Genomic DNA, 16,433 nt, shown 5'->3' with positions numbered 1-16,433 from the left:
GGTGGCGACGTTCCGGCGGGCCCGCGGCTGCGTCCTCGCCTCGCTTTTGTCGGTGGCGTACGGCAACGTGCTGTCCCATGACCGCGTCCCTCACGCTCTCCCCCGAGGCCCAGCGGGTGCTGCCCCACCTGACCGGGCGAGACCTCGCCTACCCCGCCCCGTGGCCCGACGGCTCCCGCCTGACCGCTCGCGATCTGGGCCACCTGCTGCCCCTCGCCTACCGGACGCCGGGCAGGGGGAGCGCGGCGTTCTCGATGCGCTGCCTCGTGGAGGACGAGGTGCGGCAGCGGCAGCCGGAGTTCACCCCCGCCTCCTGCCTGGCGCTGTACGAAGCGCTGGTGGACGGCCTGGAGAAGCGCAAGTGGGCCGATCTGAGTCTCGCGGCGGGCGCGTTGCTGCGGTGTCCCGACGGTGTGCCCGCGGCCGAGCTGGCCGGGCCCGCGCGGGTCCTGATCGAGTTCATGATCGCCAAAGGGCGGCTGGAGTCACCGTGGGCCCTGCTGTCCGTGGCGGCGGTGGCCGGGATGGAAGAGGTGACGATCATGCCGGAGGAGCCGACGACGTCGCTGGCGGCGGCCGAGCGCGACCTGGTGCTGAGCTTCGGCCCGGCGGGCCGGGCGCTGCTGGCCGAGACCGGCCCCGGCTCGTACGGCGCGCCGCCCGAGTCGCCCGAAACCTGGGAACGGCTGGCGGAGCTGCCCGCCTACATGGCCTTCGCCCGGTCCGCCCTGGACAGCGCCGGGGAGAGACTGACCGCGATCCACGCCGGCGAGCTGCCCTTCCATGCCGACAAGGCGTTCACCCGGGCCGAGGTGGCGACGCTCGGCCGGGCCGCGCGGCTGGCCCTGTTCCGCGACGAGCCATGGCTGCCCGACTCGCTCGGCACGCTGCTGTCCTTGGTCGCGGTCGCGCCCACGCAGGCGAAGACGCCGCCGTCGCAGGCGCTGCTCTTCGAGATCGCCAGGGCCGCCGAGCGGTTCCCGACCCCCGAGGTGATCGCGGCGCTGCGCGCGGCCCGGACGGCGACACGGCACGCGGGAGTGGTCAAGCAGCTCGACCGCATGATCAAGCGGGCCGAGCCGGGGCTGGCCGACCGCGTCGAGGTCGCCCTCCGCATGCCGTCCCTGGGGTTCGGCCCCGGCGGGCGGATGGAGGTGACGCTGGGCACGCACCAGGCCGTGATCGCGCCGGGTTCAAGCGGCGAGTTCGCGCTGACCTGGCGTCAGGGCGAGCGGCCGGTCAAGAGCGTTCCCGCGGCGGTGCGCAAGGAGCATCCCGAGGAGGTCAAGCGGCTGCGCGAGCTGGTCAAGCAGGTCAACCGGCAGGTGAGCACGATGACCAGGGCGCTGGAGGCCGGGTTCGCGGCGGACAGCACGCTGCCGTACGCGACGTGGCTCGCGCAGGTTGCCCGGCATCCCGTCGCCGCCTCGGTCGCGGCCCGGCTGATCTGGGAGATCGAGCACGCCCCCGGCGAGTGGCGGGCCACACTGGGCGCGCCGGAGGAGCCCGGCCTGCCGGAGGACGCGCCGGTCCGGTTGTGGCACCCGGCCCGCGCGAGGACGGACGAGGTGTTCCGCTGGCGCGAGCGGATCACCGAAGAACGGATCAGGCAGCCGTTCAAGCAGGCCTTCCGCGAGGTCTACCTGCTGACTCCGGCCGAGGAGGGCACGACCCGCTCCGAGCGCTTCGCCGGCCACATCGTCGACTACCGCCGCCTCTACGCCCTGTTCAGGACCCGCGCCTGGCAGACCCCGATGCTCGGCCCCTGGGACGGCGGCGGCGACGGCGAGGCCACCCGCACGATCAGCACCCGAGGCAGCCGCGACGCCCGCGAACCCACGCGGCCACTCTCCACCCGGAACGTGGGCGACGCCCGCGAGACCACCGGGACGCCCAGCTCAGGAGACGGTGGTGAGGGCACGCGGGCGGCGGCTGATCGGTGGCGGGTGGCGTTGCACCATGACTACCTGCACGACGAGCCGGGCGAATACGCACTCACCGGCCGGATCCGCTTCGACCGGCGCGACGGCGGCGGCTGGCGGGAGGTGCCGCCGGCGGAGGTGCCGCCGCTGGTGTTCAGCGAGGCGATGCGGGACGTGGACCTGTTCGTGGCGGTGACCTCGATCGCCACCGACCCCGAGTGGGCCGAGCGGGGGCAGGGCCGTCATCTCGACTACTGGCGCGAGACCTCTTTCGGCACGCTCGCGGCCTCGGGCGAGGTGCGCCGCGACGCGCTGGCCCGCATCCTGCCGCGCCTGGCCGACGCCGATCGCTGCACCCTCGACGGGCGGTTCCTGGTCGTCCGCGGCGACCTGCGCACGTACAAGATCCATCTGGGCAGCGGCAACGTCCTGATGGATCCGGGAGACGTCTACCTGTGCGTCGTGCCCGGGCGGAAGACCGACGCACGGTTGTTCCTGCCGTTCGAGGACGACAGCCGGTTGGCGCTCATCCTCAGCAAGGCGCTGCTGCTGGCCAGGGACACCGAGATCACCGACGAGAGCATCCTGAGACAGATCAAGGGCTGACCCGCCCGATCCACGGCCGGGCCATGTCCGGCCGGGATCATACCGGCCGGACACCGACCAGGTGCTCCACGAGCACGGCGGGAACACCCGGGGTGGAGGGAGGGCCGGCCCCTGGACGGGATGCCGGCCCTCGGCGGGCGAGGTGCACTCACATGGTCGCTCCCACGGGCACCCGCTCCAGCCACGCCTCCTTCCAGGTGTTCTCGTCGATCTCGCCGGTCACCGGCAGGCCCTTGAACTCCTGCAGTTCCTTGCAGATCTTCTCCGTCTGGGGCCCGAAGTCGCCGTCGACCTTGAGCTCCGGCCAGCCGCGGTTGTTGACCTGCCGCTGCCACTTGCGAACGTGCTGGTTGTTCATGTCACCCTTGCGCAGGGTGTGGCCGGGCGACGGCGGCGCCTTCGTGCTCGGTGCCTCCCACGTGGCGGTCCACGTGTTCGGGCCGACGATGCCATCGACCTTCAGTCCGTGTTCCATCTGGAAGTTGGCGCACAGACGCTTGCTCTCCTCGCGGTAGTCGCCGTCGACGACGATGTGCCAGCCGCGGTCCCTCAGCTGCTGCTGCCACTGCCTGACCTTGTCGGTGTCCTCGGGTGGCGGTGGGAAGGACAGCGGCGGTGGGCGGAATTGTGGTGCCGTCATGGCTACCTCCTCGGTGCCGGATGATGGCGGCCCCGCGGACTGCCTCGCGACGCCCGCGAACGGTGGGCCTCCATTTCCGCGAGCTCCGAAGCGGGGCTCACAGCTCCAGCAAATCACAGAAAAGCCGGAAAGACCCCGATCATCAGCGGTTTTGAGTATTCGTTAACACTCAGAGCGGATCCGGAGGAAGAATCACCTAAGTCACGATTGATACCGCTTTCCGGCACAACCAATCTTTAATGATTTCTCCACTCCGGGCCCGCCAGTTCTCACGCTGGGCGAACCGACGTTCGCCCAGCGTCCCTACATGAAGTAGTAGACGTCCACGGAGCCGTCGCTCCGGCTGGAGAAGGCGGCCTCACCTGCGCCTTGTGCCGGTTCCAGGTTGACCCAGCCGGCGGCCTCATCCGAATTGGATACGTTGATGGTGTTCCATACCTTGGTGGATTCATCCAGCCCTTGCGCTCTTTTTGCGCTGGACGCGTGCTGGCGCTTGTCGATGCCAACGGTTTGACTCATGCGTGTAACACCTCCGGAAAAGACCTCTACGGTCTTCGTTGAGAGAATGAACTCCGGCTTTTCGTCGGCCGGAGTGGTGCGGCCGAGACTGTGCCGACCGCACCGTTCCACCGCTTCTCCGTCACGGCCGCCCGCGAAGGGTCGCGCCTGACGTGGCGCGACCACTGCCGCGTGGCGCCGGCGGAGAGCAGGTCTACGGGGAGCGGACCAGGCCGACGCCTCGGTCGGCGATGTCGACGCCGGAGGCCAGGGGGCTGACTGCGGCGTTGGAGAGGAGGCGGGCGAGGACCGTGGACGACGTGGCCGGCAGCGGCGACTTCATCACTTCCTCCCACCACAGCGCCGCCACGCCGGCGACGTGCGGCGTGGCCATGCTGGTGCCGCTCAGTGAGCGCAGGCCGCCGCCGACCCGGGCGGAGACCACCCCGACCCCGGGCGCGCTGATCTGCGGGAACGTGTTGGAGAAGGGCGCGACGACCAGGCCGTTGCCGGTCGGCGACTGCGCCAGCGCGCCCACCGCGATGACGCCCTCGGCGGCGGCGGGCAGCGACACGGCGATCTCGAAGTCAGGCCCGGTCTGGCGCTCGCTCTCGTTCCCCGCCGCGGCCACGACCAGCGCGCCGGGGCTCACGGCCTCCCGGGCGGCGACCATCCGCATGAGCGCGTCGAAGAGCCGCAGGTTGGCCCGGTACGCCTCCAGCGCCATCGACGTGGCGAACTTGGGCTGCCGGCCGCGGTCGACCAGGCGCTGCACCATGCCGGGGAAGTCGAACCCCAGGGACATGGAGATCACCTGCGCGCCCTGGCGCAGCGCCCACTCCATCCCCCGCAGCAGCCCTTCGGTGTCGCCGCTCCCGTCGTCGGCGAGCACCTTGCCGATCACGGCCCGGGTGACGCCGGGCGCGACCCCGATCCTGGTGCCGTCCACGGCCCGGCCGAAGATCGTGCCGGCGCAGTGGGTGCCGTGCCCCTGCTTGTCACCCACGCCGGAGCCGCTGAAGTCCTCCTGGATGAGGGTGACGCCGGTGAACGCGGGGTGGTTGCCGTCGATGCCGGTGTCGAGGACGGCCACGATCACGTCCGCGCCCGTCCGCGTCGAGACGTCGGCGCCCACCGCCTTGACGCCCCAGGTGGCCGCGGCGGCCGCCGCCTCGGCCGTGGCCCGCTCGTCGGAACCGTCCTCGAACGGCTGGATGAGCGTGGTCGGCATGACCGGCGCCACCGCCCGTACCTCCGGGTCGCGGGAGATCTCGCGCAGCTCGTGCTTGGCCAGTTCGAGCACCTCGACGTGCGGCTCGCCGCCGGCGAGGACGCGGGCGGACTCCGGCCCCGGCGGCCGGGCCGACTCGAAAGGACTCGCCGTGCTGACGCCGCTCATGTCGCGCAGCACGCTGTATCTCTCACCCACGGAACTTCTCCCCCTCGCACCCGTCTTCCAGGACGGGGGCCGGAACTGCCCGGCTCCACCCGGATCAGTTCCCAGCACCGGTTCGGCTCGCGCTCAAGGCACGTCCGGAATACCGCCAAAGGCGAGCACAGGATTCACCAGGGTGGTACCGGCTCGAACGCCTTGTCCGCGCCCTTCTCCTGGAGTTCACGGGTGAGGTGCTGCTGCAGCTCGATGTGCCGGAACTGGTAGTACGGCCCTTCGGTACGCAGCAGGCCCAGCCGGTGGGCGTCGTCCAGGAAGTCCATCGCCCGCATGGGCAGGCTGCCCTTGGCGGCCAGGCGGGGCACCGTCAGGTTGTAGGCCAGCCAGGCGTGGTGCCGGCCGACGACGAGGCCGAACAGCAGGCCGAGCAGCAGCCCGCCGACGATCGCCACGGTCGTGGGGAGCTTGGCCTCCTTGGCGATGAACCCGGCCATGAGGCCGACCAGGAGCCCGCTGATCATCCGGATGACGGTCAGGGTGCGGTCCGCCCGCCAGGTCGAGCGCGGTGATCGCGCGGTCGCCGTGACGGTTGGATGCTCGACCCAGTAGATCAGGTTGAGGGCGATGACGAAGCCGACGCCCGCCAGCCCGGTGTTCCGCGCGGAACTCCAGGCGGCATCGATCGACTGCTTCCCGAACAACCAGCCCATCAAGAAGCCGAGGCTCGCCACGACAAGGATGATGATCAATGCGGTCATGACCACGCGGGCCAGTTCGGCGAGCCGGCCGCGCAACTGGAGCTCGGCGTGACCGGGGGTCTCGGTGAACCAGGAATCGGTCATGAGGATGACCACGGAAGCCGTCAGCAGCCCGGCCACCACGCCTACCTGCTCCATCCCCTTGGTCAGCATGAAGAACACCAGCCCGGTCACGACGCCCATGCCGACGCCGCACCAGATGCGTACCCTGCGATTGGGCATCCGGCCCGCCAGGTGCCACCAGGCCATGTCGCGGGTGTCGTCCTCGCTCACGGTGAGCTGCCGGCACACGTACGTGAGCCAGCGGCCGACCTGCTCCGGAGTCCACGCGTGCCGGGGCCTGAAGGGTTGCGGCGGGCCGTCGGCTGGCGTTCTAGCGCTCACCAGGGCGGGGATGAGCTGGTCGCAGAGGTGGTCCTGCAGTTCGGTCGCGCTGCCATGCGCGTACCGCAGCAGCGGTGACGGATCCACGCGCGGGGCGATGTAGGTGGCACGGACCAGCCACAGGCCCAGCGAGGTCGAAGTGACTTCCGCCAGGGCAGGTGCCGCGCCTGTGCGCAAAGCCTCGATGACCGTAGGCCAGGCCGGATGCGGCACCGGCGGAAGGCATGCCTGCAGGTAGTCCGCGGCCACCTCGGGTCCCATGGGCTGCGGCTCAATGACCGCGGCCGCCGTCAGGACGTCGCCGATCTCCTCGACCGACTCGGCGAACTGCTCCGTCCGGCAGGTGAGAATGAGCTGGTCGTTCCCGCACATCGACCGGTTGAGTGCGGCCAGCAGGTCCGCGCGGGCATGGTCGGGCAGCTCGTCCAGGCCATCGACGACAGGCAGGATCTCTCCCCTCGCCACCAGCGTCTCGGGAATGTCGGTGCCCAGTTCCGCCGCATGCAGCGCGGGATAGTCCATGGCCAGGCTCGCGGCCAGCCAGTCCTGCAACCGGGGATGCGCGCGATCGTCCCAGCGAGCGGCCGACAGCAGCACCGGCACCGGCTCGTCCGGCTCGCGCGTGCGCAGGAGTTCGAGCACGAGTTGCACGGCGAGCGTCGTCTTGCCGGTGCCTGGGCCGCCGAGGATGACCAGCCGCCTGCAGCGCAGGGCGCGGAAGTTTCGCACCATGGCCTCGATGTGCACGTCCAGGCCGGAGAAGGCGACGGTCCCATCGGCGATGATCTCGGAGCGATCGGCGAGTTCACGGCGCTCGGTCGAGCGCCAGGCCAGCGGCATCGGCGCGGGGTCGCACAACGAGCGCAGGGCGGTCTCGTCCCGCCATTGCTGGGTCACCAGGCCCGCAAGTACATCCTTCGCGGTGGTGATCTCTGTGGAGGTCGGGGCGGGCAGAGGTGCGCGGCTGCGCCGCCACGAGGACACGAACTGCAACACTTGATGGCACACGCCGACCAAGGCACCCGCGCCGGCGATTACCTGGGTGGCCGCAACCACTAGCCCCAGTTGCCCCAGCTGGTTCTTGTACTGCCAGACGATCAAGAACGTAACCACGGCTACGACTGTGGCCCCGGCCGACATCATTCCCAGGCGATTATGTTGCCGCCAATATCGAGCAGTCATAAACTCAGTATGCGCAGCTTCACGCGAAAACAGTGCTCGAAATCATCCGCACCAGGTTGATTATCGGAAAATCGGACGGCGACTTCCAAAAATCCGTCAAAGACGTGGCAGCGATACGTTCTCGGAGGCAGAAAGCGCGGCCGCCCTGCCGCGGCGGCCGGGAATCACGAGGTTCCCGTCGGTCACCAGCATGAAACGCTCCAGCCCAGGAACGAACACGTGCACGGCGGTGACGCCGGAAGGAAGGGTGTGCACCGTTCGGCCATAAGCGGTGAAGCCTCGCGCCGCCAGCGCCGCGACGACCGTCCGCACCTGATCACCAGGCGTCCCGGCAGGTGCGTCGGATGAGAGGGGCACCACGCGGGCCTCGCGCAGGGCTCGGCCGAGGTCGAACCGCGAGCACGCGCGCAGCCCGGGATGCGCCGCCGGCGCGGCGGGGCCCCGGTGAGTGCCGCCCGGCAGCCGTTCGCCGAGCGTGGTCTGGACGAGCTCGGTGAGGGCGCGCCAGGCGGCGTGGGACGGGCTCAGCGAGGTGCCGGTGCCGCGCCGGTGCGGGTGGCGGGAGGTGGGCAGCGTGTACGCCAGCATGGTCGGCACCCCGAGGTCGCTGGTGATGTCCAGCAGGTGCACCGGTGATCCGGTCAGCTTCCCGGCCACCGCGTACGCCCGCGCGGGACCGTCCGGCAGCGTCCCAGGATCGATCAGCCGGGGCCGGAACCCGGGCCCGCCCAGGAAGGCCCGTACTAGGAGCAGGGACAGCGCGTCCCGCTCGATCGCCTCGTTGAGTGCGTGCAGCAGCGCCTCGGCCACCGTGACGCCGACCGCGGAGCCGCTGTTGCAGCTGTAGCGCATGAGGTCGGCGTAGTCGCAGCGGTCGTCCAGCAGCTCGCGCAGCGGCGCGGAGCCCGCCTCGAGGTACCAGGGGGCCGACAGGAAGAGAGGCACCAGCACCCCGCCTTCCCCGACGGCGCCGCTCTCCGCGTCGAGCACGCCCCCGCCCAGGCTGTCGTCGGCGAGGTCGCCACCGCTGAAACCGTCCCGGTTGAGGCCGTCCCCACCGACACCGTCCGAGTTGAGGCCGTCCCCACCGAAGCCGTCTCCACTGAGACCGTCCCCGCTGAGACGGCCTTCGGCGAGGGGGCGCCCGCTGAGGCCGTCCCTGGGATGCTTTCCGCCGCCGATGGCTCGGTAGCGTGCGCAGGCCATCCCGCGGCCGCTCATACGGGTCAGCAGGGCCGCACAGACGTCTTCGCACAGCGGCCCGGCGGCGAGCTCGGCCGGGGCGGCCAGTGCGACGGTGCCGGGGTCGAAACCCGCCGGGCCGGTCAGGTAGTGCTCGACGGCCTCGAAGAGGGCGCCCGTGCGGGCCTCCTCCCGGCTCCCCTTGCCCATTCCGCAGGCCACCGACTCCGCATCCCCCTCGCCCAGCAGGTCGCACCACCAGGCACAAGGGTCGTGGCCAGGGCCCGCGTCCACGAGCCGAGCGCGCAGGCCGAGCGCGGACAGCGTGGCGCGCACCCGCCGGGTGGCGACGGGCAGCGCCACTTCGCGCTCAGCCGGGCAGCGCGGCGGCGGGTGATGACCTCGGCTACTGCTCGTCATCCTGGGACGGCAGCTCCTCCAGCAGGTCGAGCTCCGGCTGGGTGAGCTGCTGGGCCCGCCGGTCCAGCGATTCCACTTTCACGAAGTCGACGACGTTTCCCATGGGACCGCCCCCTTTCTCACCTCGCTTCATCATAGTCGCGTCGTCACCCCGAGAACTGAAAGGCATTTTGATGACAAGTTTAATGAGTTGACTTGACTCACGATGACAAGAGCGGGCGGGCAGCTTACGCAGAAATGTCGGTCAACGTGCGGCCAATTACCGTACCGCTCTCTGGACGCCGCGCCGCCACGACCCGCACGTTCGAAGGGAGACGCCTTTTGAGTGAAGTGGCGGGCTGCCATGGATATCGCGACCGAAGTCCGTGAAAACCGGGTTGGACACAGCAAGGCCGCCGCGAAGCGGTATCGCTGGAGCGGCACCGACCGCGACGCCACCGCCCACCGGCAGCGGCGGGGAGAGGCGTTTCCCGACACGCCGGAGATGCTCGCCGCCCGCACCGCCCGCCTCGTCCAGCGCAACGGGCTTCCGGTCGAGGCGGCGCTGGAGGCCACCAGGACCGAGGCGCTCGACCGGCCCAAGATGTACGAGCGCATCCTGGGCGTGGCGAAAGACCTCCAGGCCTGGAGTTTCCTGCCCCGTGGCGTACGGGCCGCGCGTACGGTCGCCCGGATCTCGGTCCGCGAGAACGGCCGCGAGATTCCCATCGGCACCGGCTTCCTGGTCTCTCCCAGGCTGCTGCTCACCAACCATCACGTGTTCCCCGACGCCGGCGTGGCCCGCTCGGCGGTCGTGGAGTTCGACGCGCAGGTCACCGTGGACAACACCCCTGAGGTGTCGCAGCGGTTCGTGCTGGCTCCCGACGCCTTCTTCGTCGCCGACGAGGCTCTCGACTTCGCCCTCGTCCCGGTCGTCCCCGACGCCACCGGCCTGCCGGTCGGGGAGACGTTCGGCTGGAACAGGCTCAGCGTCCAGACCGGCAAACTCGTCATCGGGGAGCCGGTGAACATCATCGGGCATCCCAGCGGCAGGCTGAAGGAGATCTCGATCCGCGAGAACCGGCTGGAGGCACGGCTGGACGACTTCCTGCAGTACCAGACCGACACCGAACCCGGCAGTTCCGGCTCTCCCGTCTTCAACGACCAGTGGGAGGTGACGGCGCTCCATCACAGCGGCGTGCCCAGGACGGACGACCGCGGCCGGATCCTGCGGCGCGACGGGCAGGTGTGGCGGGAGGGCGACGGCGACGACGCCGTCGACTGGATCTCCAACGAGGGCGTGCGTGTCAGCGTCATCCTCAAGCACCTGGCCGGGCTGCCGCTCGACGATGCCCGGCTGGCGTTCCTGACCGAAATGGGCCTGGAGTCCGGCCTCCAGGACCTCACCACCGTACGAAGCGCCGCCGCCCCCTCGCCCTCGGCAGACGGGCGACCCTTCTCGCTTCCGGCGGACGAGGGAACGACCCCGCCCATGGGGGACGGACGAGCGATCCCGCCGTCGGAGGATGCGCAATCCGGCCCGCCGCCGGAATCATGGCGATCGGTCGTGCCGGCCCAGGCCGGGCCGCCCGTCGAGGCGGGCGTACGTGCCGCGCCCCTGCGGACCGGCGCGGGGCTGCCCGCCGCGCCGGGCGCGTTCGGTGGGGCTAAGCACCTGGTCTTCCTGCACGGCCGCGGCCACGAGGAGTGCGATCCCGAGGAGGTGCGCCGCAACTGGGCCGCCGGGCTGAACTGCGGGCTCACCCGGGCGGGCCTGCCCACCATCGTGCCCGCCGACGCCTGCTTCCCGTTCTACGGGCGGCGGCTCGTCGACGCCATGCGACCGCTGGAGGCGCTGCACCGTTCGCCGCGGGTGGCCGTCGGGGATCCCGTCGAGGCGGCGGCGCCGGCGACCGGGTCGACACGGCGGCTGTACGAGCAGCTGATCGTCGAGGCGGCGGCCAAGGCCGGGCTGCCCCCGGCGCGGGCTGCGAGTCTGGAAGGGATCGGTGACGCCGTCCACCACGGGCTGAGCTGGCTCGCCGACACCACCGACCTGGACCGCCTGACCATCGCCGCCGTCTTCGGGGACGTGGCCGCCTATCTCGACGACCGGCGGGTGCGGGAGGCGGTGCTGGACTGCGTGCTTCAGGAGATGCCGCGCTCCGGCCGCCTGGTGCTGGTCAGCCACAGTCTGGGCACGGTGGTCGCGATGGATCTGCTCACCCGGCTCGACCCGGCGGTGGAGGTGGACCTGCTGGTGACCGCGGGCAGCCCGCTCGGCCTGGACAGCGTGTTCGAGCGGCTGATCAGCGGCGGGCCGTACCGTCCCGACCGCGTCGCCCGCTGGTTCAACGCCTGGTGCCCGATCGACCCGGTCGCCATCGGCTGCCCGCTGGGCGACCGCTGGCAGGACGGGCCGGACGAGGCTCCCGTGGTCAACGCGACGGGCCGGGCTCATGACATCGACGAGTACCTCGCCCACGCCGAGGTGGCCCAGGAGATCGGCGTCTCCCTGTGCTCCCCGGCACAGACGGCACCGCACGCCTGAGCAAGCCGCCCCAGGGGGCCCGGTCCCGGGAGGTCGGGGCCGGGCCGCGTGGGGAGGCCGGGTCAGGCGCTGATCAGTTCGGCGATGGTCAGGTCACGGAAGACCGTGATCGGCACGTCCTCCGACGAGCGCTGGAAGAGCGCCCCCGAGGAGCGGTGCGGCAGGTCCACGGTGCGGACGTGACGGAAGCCGCGCCTGCGGTAGTAGCTCTGCAGCCCGGGGTTGTTCTTGGCGCAGTCGAGGCGCAGCCACGGCAGGCCGGCCCCGTAGGCCGTGGCGCCCGCCCAGTCGAGCAGGGCGTCCCCGAGGCCGGAGCCAGACCAGGGACGGGCGACGGCCAGTTTGTGGACGTAGAGCGCGGCCCCCGGGTCGTCCCCCGGCCGCCAGAACTCCGGGTCGGCGTGCTCGTCGAGGGCGATGGTGGCGACCGGCGGGGCGGATTCGTCGGGGTCGAGGTATCTGAGCTCGTCGTCCAGCAGGAACAGCACCCGCTCCTCGATGAGCGGCTCGATCCTTTCCGGACCGAACCCCCCTCGGGGCCATTGCCGCAGTCCTCGCCGCCACAGCCACTCGGAGGTGTCGGCGAGGAGGGTGAGGATGCCGGAAAGGTCCGCAGGTTCCGCTCTACGGAGGGAGAGAGGGTGAAGCAGGGTGTGCGTGTGCATAGTGAATCCTTCACTGCGTTGGGTGTCCGCCCCAGCGCACAGCGTGATGACGCAACGGTGCGTTAGGGCGAAATAGGGCCTTATCCCGATATATATGGATAAATGGCGATTTAGGGGAGTATGCACGACTCCCCTAGGCCAGCGAGGCGGCTATTTCTCGCTGCGCCCGGCCGGCGGGATCACCCCTTCACCCACGAGCTCGTCAGCGGCGATCGAGCTCGTATCTGATCAGATGTTTGTCGGCTGGCAACACCGACACGGCGACACGCACAGGCATGTCCGCCCCGTCGTAACCCACTCGGACATAGACCATCACTGGCGTGCCGAGCTCAAGCTGGAGGCGTTCGGCCTCCTCTTGGTTGGGCATGCGGGCCCAGATGTCGTCGACGACGCGCACCTGCGCATGACCCAACTCTTCCAGCACCCGGTTCGCCCCTCGCGCGATGTCCCCGGGCCTGGCGATCTCGGAATCGGCGACCATGTCACGGGGGAAGTAGGAATCGTTGGTGTTGTACGGCTGCCCGTCCACGAACCGCAGACGGCGTCTCACCACGGCCAACTCCCCGTCGGCCAGCTCCAGCCTGCTGGCGATCTCCTCTACTGGAGACACCGTCAGGACCTCTATGTACTGGCTTGGCGCGCGGCCTTCCTGCGCGACGGCATAGGCGAAGGCCTCCCGCAGTTCCCCACTGGGCTGTGGCTCCAGCTCCCGCTGCGGATAGATCAGCAGCGGTCTGCGGTCTCTGACCACTGTTCCACGCCGTGGCGTGCGAGTGACGAGTCCCTCATTGACCAGCTCCCCAAGGGCCAGCCTCACAGTGTTCCTGCTCACGCCATGGTCTTCCATGAGCTGAGCCTCGGTCGGCAGCTGCGACCCGGGGCCGAGGACACCCGAGTAGATGGCTCGTCGCAGTTCCGAAGCCACCTGCTGATACAGCACCGACCTTGCCACTTTCACCCCTTTTGTTCCAACAATTTAGACGATCTGGTTCTAGCAGGCCACAACCCCTTGACCAAACCCGGTCCACCGGCCCATCATCCATTCGTTGGTACAAATCCATCTAAAGGCCGGTGAGGGGGTGAAGGCCAGTGTCGCCGGTCCGCACGGGTACGCCATACCTGCCCTGGCATGACCCTCGCGAAGCAACTCGTTTACTGCGTTACGCGTTGCCCCGCCAGGTGATCACCCACACCTGCCAGTGCAGTGGCACATCCGTGCCATCGCCATCGGTGCTGACTGAGCTGACCGCGTGGTGCGAAGACGGATCCTTTGTCGGAGACAAGGAGGGTGGCGCCCCCGTCACGTACCACATCGATGACCCGGTCGGTCCAGCTCGAAGCATCGCCGCACGTTGCCGACGACAGGGACCTTCACGTTCCCCCATCGACTCCGTGTGCGGCTCAACGGTCTAGGACTCCATCCCTCGCCGGAGTCCTGGGCCGTCGCACACGGGGAAGGAAGCGCGTCCTGGCGGGTCCCCCACGCCCGCCAGGACGCGTTCTCCTCCAGGGAACCGCACGACAGCCGCCTCCATCTCCCGATGGGGGCCTTTTCGGTTCCGGGGGCGCACGGGCCGCCCCGCTCCGGAACCCGGGGCGGCTGGCCCGGGTTCCGGAGCGGGAGGGCCGGGTGTCGCGGCGGCAGGCGGGCAGGATCGCCTCACGTGACCTCGTGGCCACGCTCGTCACCCAGCACGCACGAATCACATCTGCCGCCAAGTCCCGGGCCGTCCGCATCGACGACGCCTACAGCCACATCATCAACCCTGGAGGCCGAACGTGGGGGCACCTTTCGTGATGGTGGGACTGGTGGGATTCAGCGGTACCAATGCAATTTCCGAGGCAAGGTCATCTACTGCAAGGACGTGCGCCCGGATGGATGACCATGCACGCCTCCGGCGGCGGCCGGCGCCCAGTCGAGCACCGTCAGATCCTCTGTGACCTCGGTGAACGTCCCCACGACCCGCTCCCCGTGCTCCGGCGGACGCTCCGATCGCCAATTTCCGTACACCAGACAGCCGGAAACCGCCTCCAGCCGGACCATTACCACTAGGTATGGATCGAGCCGTCCCGGCACGAACGGCTGGTGGTTGACGATCCAGCTCTCCACCGTCCCCACGGGGGCGACCTCACGCCAGCGACACCCTTCCGTACGGCAGAGCGGGCAGAAGGCCCGCGGCGGGAAGCGCGGCGTGCCGCAGGAGGCACATTCCTGTACCGCGAACTCTCTCCTGGCGATCCGCTCCCACCACGGACGGGAGTCCCGGTCGGGTTCCGGACGGTAGGCCATCACGCCCTCCTCAGGATCAGGGCGGACGTGGCGGGCAGGATGTAGCCGGGCTGGGACGTCGAGAGCGCCACCTCCGCACCCGGCACCTGCCGGTCCCCGGCGTCCCCTCTGAGCTGGGAGACCGCCTCGGCGACGTGGTTGAGGCCGTGGACGTACCCCTCGGACAGGAAGCCGCCGTGCGTGTTGACCGGAAGCGGGCCGTCCAGGGCGGTCGCGCCCGACTCCACGTAAGGGCCGCCCTCGCCCTTGGCGCAGAACCCGTAGTCCTCCAGTTGGACGATCACCGAGTAGGTGAAGCAGTCGTACAGCTCGGCCACGTCCACCTCCCCTGGGCCGAGCCCGGCCTGCGCGTACAGGCGGGGGGCCAGCGCGGCGGCCGCGGTGACCGTGGGGTCGGCGCCGGCTCCCGACAGGTGCGAGGTGCCGCCGCCCCAGGCCGCGCCGGAGATGAGGACGGGCGGGCGGCGCAGCGAGCGGGCGCGCTCGGCCGTGGTGACGACCACGGCGCAGGCCCCGTCGGTCTCCAGGCAGCAGTCCAGCAGCCGGAACGGCTCGGCGATCCACCGGCTGGACAGGTAGTCGTCGAGGGTGATGGGCGTGCGCATGAGAGCGCGCGGGTTCTTGACGGCCTTGGCGCGCTGGGTGACGGCCAGGCGGCCGAAGTGCTCGGCCCTGGTTCCGTAGCGGAGCATGTGGGCGCGGGCGTACATGGCGAACTGCTGCGGCGGGGCCACGTACCCGTACGGGGCCTGGTACTGCACCTCCGGGCTCACCGGGACACCCCGGCCGGTGCCGCCCATGCGGAACTCCGAGCGGGCGTTGATGGCCCGGTAGCAGACGACGGTCTCGGCCAGGCCCGCGGCCACCGCCAGCGCGGCCTGGCCGACGACGGCGTGGGAGACGCTGCCCCCGCCGAACTGGTCCAGGTGCCAGGCCAGGTCGCTCAGCCCCAAGGCGGGGCCGACCAGGGTGGGCGGCGCGGAGTCGCCCACGCGGTGCGTGGCCAGGCCGTCCACCTCGTCCGCGGTCAGGCCGGCGTCCTCCAGGGCGGCCAGCACGGCGCGGCAGGCCAGGGTCAGCGTGCTGACGCCGGAGTCCTTGGTGAAGGGCGTGTAGCCGACCCCCGCGATGGCGGTCACGTTCCTGAATTCAAGCAAGCGCTTGGGCACGTACGTCACGTTATGCATCCGTTTTCGCCCGTGTCAACGCAGGTGAGCCGGTACGACTTGACACCTTTCTCCGCTTCCCCCTAGCGTCCAAGCAAGCGCTTGGTAAGATGAGCGCAGTCGGCGTACGAGGAGGCGGACCATGAGCACACACGCTGCCCGGCTCATCGCGCCGGACGGCTGTCGCGGCCTTCCGACGCCCCACCAGCGCAGGACTCGCAACGGAGCCGCCATGCCGACGGGCCCATCCCAGCACAGCCCGAACGGCCACCTCGACAGCCGCCGTTTCCGGCAGGTGCTGGGCAGGTTCGCGACCGGCGTGGTGGCGATCACGGCCGTCGACCCGCTGAGCGGCCGTCCGTGCGGCCTGGCCGCCAACTCCTTCACCTCGGTCTCGCTGGACCCGCCCCTGGTGGCCTTCTGCGTCGCGCACACCAGCACGAGCTGGCCCAAGGTGCGCGCCGCCAAGACCGTCACGGTCAACGTGCTGGCCGAGACCCAGCAGGACGTGTGCAAGCAGATGGCGAGCAAGGGCGGCGACAAGTTCGCCGGCCTCGACTGGACCGGCTCCCCCGGCGGCAACCCGGTGCTCGACGGCGCGCTCGCCTGGCTCGACTGCGTGGTCGAGGCCGAGCACGTGGCCGGCGACCACATGATCGTGGTGGCCCGGGTGCTCCAGCTCGACACGCTCGCGGAGTGCGGCCCGCTGCTGTTCTTCCGCGGCGGGTACGGCTCGTTCAACGGCGGGTTCCTTGAGCCGTCCTGAGCGGACGGCGGGCTCCACGTTCGTCCTGAGC

At 70.3% G+C, this 16,433-nt stretch carries 12 protein-coding genes and 1 pseudogene; 3 read left to right on the top strand and 10 right to left on the bottom strand.

Features of this window, described 5'->3' with window-relative positions; all coding sequences use genetic code 11:
• The first annotated feature begins 77 nt into the window (after positions 1–77).
• Positions 78–2,528, top strand: a complete 2,451-nt coding sequence (locus B0I32_RS04320) for a DUF4132 domain-containing protein (protein WP_106235140.1) — start codon at positions 78–80, stop codon at positions 2,526–2,528.
• A 148-nt stretch (positions 2,529–2,676) separates the two neighbouring features.
• Here B0I32_RS04320 and B0I32_RS56310 read toward each other — a convergent pair whose 3' ends face one another.
• From B0I32_RS56310 to B0I32_RS04300, 5 genes are all read right to left on the bottom strand, one after another.
• A complete protein-coding gene (locus tag B0I32_RS56310; protein ID WP_146178036.1) occupies positions 2,677–3,168 on the bottom strand; it encodes a peptidoglycan-binding domain-containing protein in 492 nt (163 codons plus the stop codon).
• Positions 3,169–3,471: 303 nt separating this feature from the next.
• On the bottom strand, positions 3,472–3,687 hold the full coding sequence (locus B0I32_RS56305) for a hypothetical protein (RefSeq protein WP_146178035.1): 216 nt from the start codon (positions 3,685–3,687) through the stop codon (positions 3,472–3,474).
• A gap of 193 nt (positions 3,688–3,880) precedes the next feature.
• The gene (locus B0I32_RS04310; RefSeq protein WP_245955572.1) at positions 3,881–5,095 is read right to left on the bottom strand and encodes a S8 family peptidase; all 1,215 of its coding nucleotides are present in this window, start codon (positions 5,093–5,095) and stop codon (positions 3,881–3,883) included.
• Positions 5,096–5,229: 134 nt separating this feature from the next.
• Positions 5,230–7,383, bottom strand: a complete 2,154-nt coding sequence (locus tag B0I32_RS04305; protein ID WP_106235138.1) for an NACHT domain-containing protein — start codon at positions 7,381–7,383, stop codon at positions 5,230–5,232.
• Between the two features lie 96 nt (positions 7,384–7,479).
• Positions 7,480–8,985 (bottom strand): YcaO-like family protein, encoded by a 1,506-nt coding sequence (locus B0I32_RS04300; protein ID WP_146178034.1) that lies wholly within the window; start codon positions 8,983–8,985, stop codon positions 7,480–7,482.
• Positions 8,986–9,328: 343 nt separating this feature from the next.
• Between B0I32_RS04300 and B0I32_RS04295 the strand changes: the two genes are divergently transcribed.
• Complete coding sequence (locus B0I32_RS04295; RefSeq protein ID WP_106235135.1) at positions 9,329–11,515, top strand: trypsin-like serine peptidase; 2,187 nt, start codon at positions 9,329–9,331, stop codon at positions 11,513–11,515.
• A gap of 62 nt (positions 11,516–11,577) precedes the next feature.
• On the opposite strand, the gene B0I32_RS04290 is transcribed toward B0I32_RS04295, so the two are convergent.
• The 5 genes and pseudogenes from B0I32_RS04290 to B0I32_RS04275 all read right to left on the bottom strand — a co-directional run bounded on the left by B0I32_RS04290 (position 11,578) and on the right by B0I32_RS04275 (position 15,657).
• On the bottom strand, positions 11,578–12,180 hold the full coding sequence (locus tag B0I32_RS04290; protein WP_106235133.1) for a GNAT family N-acetyltransferase: 603 nt from the start codon (positions 12,178–12,180) through the stop codon (positions 11,578–11,580).
• A gap of 202 nt (positions 12,181–12,382) precedes the next feature.
• Complete coding sequence (locus B0I32_RS04285) at positions 12,383–13,120, bottom strand: GntR family transcriptional regulator (RefSeq protein WP_106235132.1); 738 nt, start codon at positions 13,118–13,120, stop codon at positions 12,383–12,385.
• Positions 13,121–14,032: 912 nt separating this feature from the next.
• On the bottom strand, positions 14,033–14,299 hold the full coding sequence (locus B0I32_RS61580) for a PhlB family protein (RefSeq protein WP_245955648.1): 267 nt from the start codon (positions 14,297–14,299) through the stop codon (positions 14,033–14,035).
• A gap of 45 nt (positions 14,300–14,344) precedes the next feature.
• Positions 14,345–14,470 (bottom strand): annotated as a pseudogene (locus tag B0I32_RS61575) (zinc ribbon domain-containing protein); the annotation flags it as partial.
• On the bottom strand, positions 14,470–15,657 hold the full coding sequence (locus B0I32_RS04275) for a thiolase C-terminal domain-containing protein (RefSeq protein WP_106235128.1): 1,188 nt from the start codon (positions 15,655–15,657) through the stop codon (positions 14,470–14,472). The pseudogene B0I32_RS61575 and the gene B0I32_RS04275, both read right to left, overlap by 1 nt.
• 211 nt (positions 15,658–15,868) lie before the next feature.
• Here B0I32_RS04275 and B0I32_RS04270 point away from each other — a divergent pair, with 211 nt between their 5' ends.
• Entirely contained in the window at positions 15,869–16,402 is a 534-nt protein-coding gene (locus tag B0I32_RS04270) for a flavin reductase family protein (RefSeq protein ID WP_106235127.1), read from the top strand.
• Positions 16,403–16,433 lie beyond the last annotated feature (31 nt).

The sequence above is a fragment of the Nonomuraea fuscirosea genome (genome assembly GCF_003001935.1).
Lineage (GTDB): Bacteria > Actinomycetota > Actinomycetes > Streptosporangiales > Streptosporangiaceae > Nonomuraea > Nonomuraea fuscirosea.
This window is presented reverse-complemented; position numbering and strand designations above follow the sequence as displayed.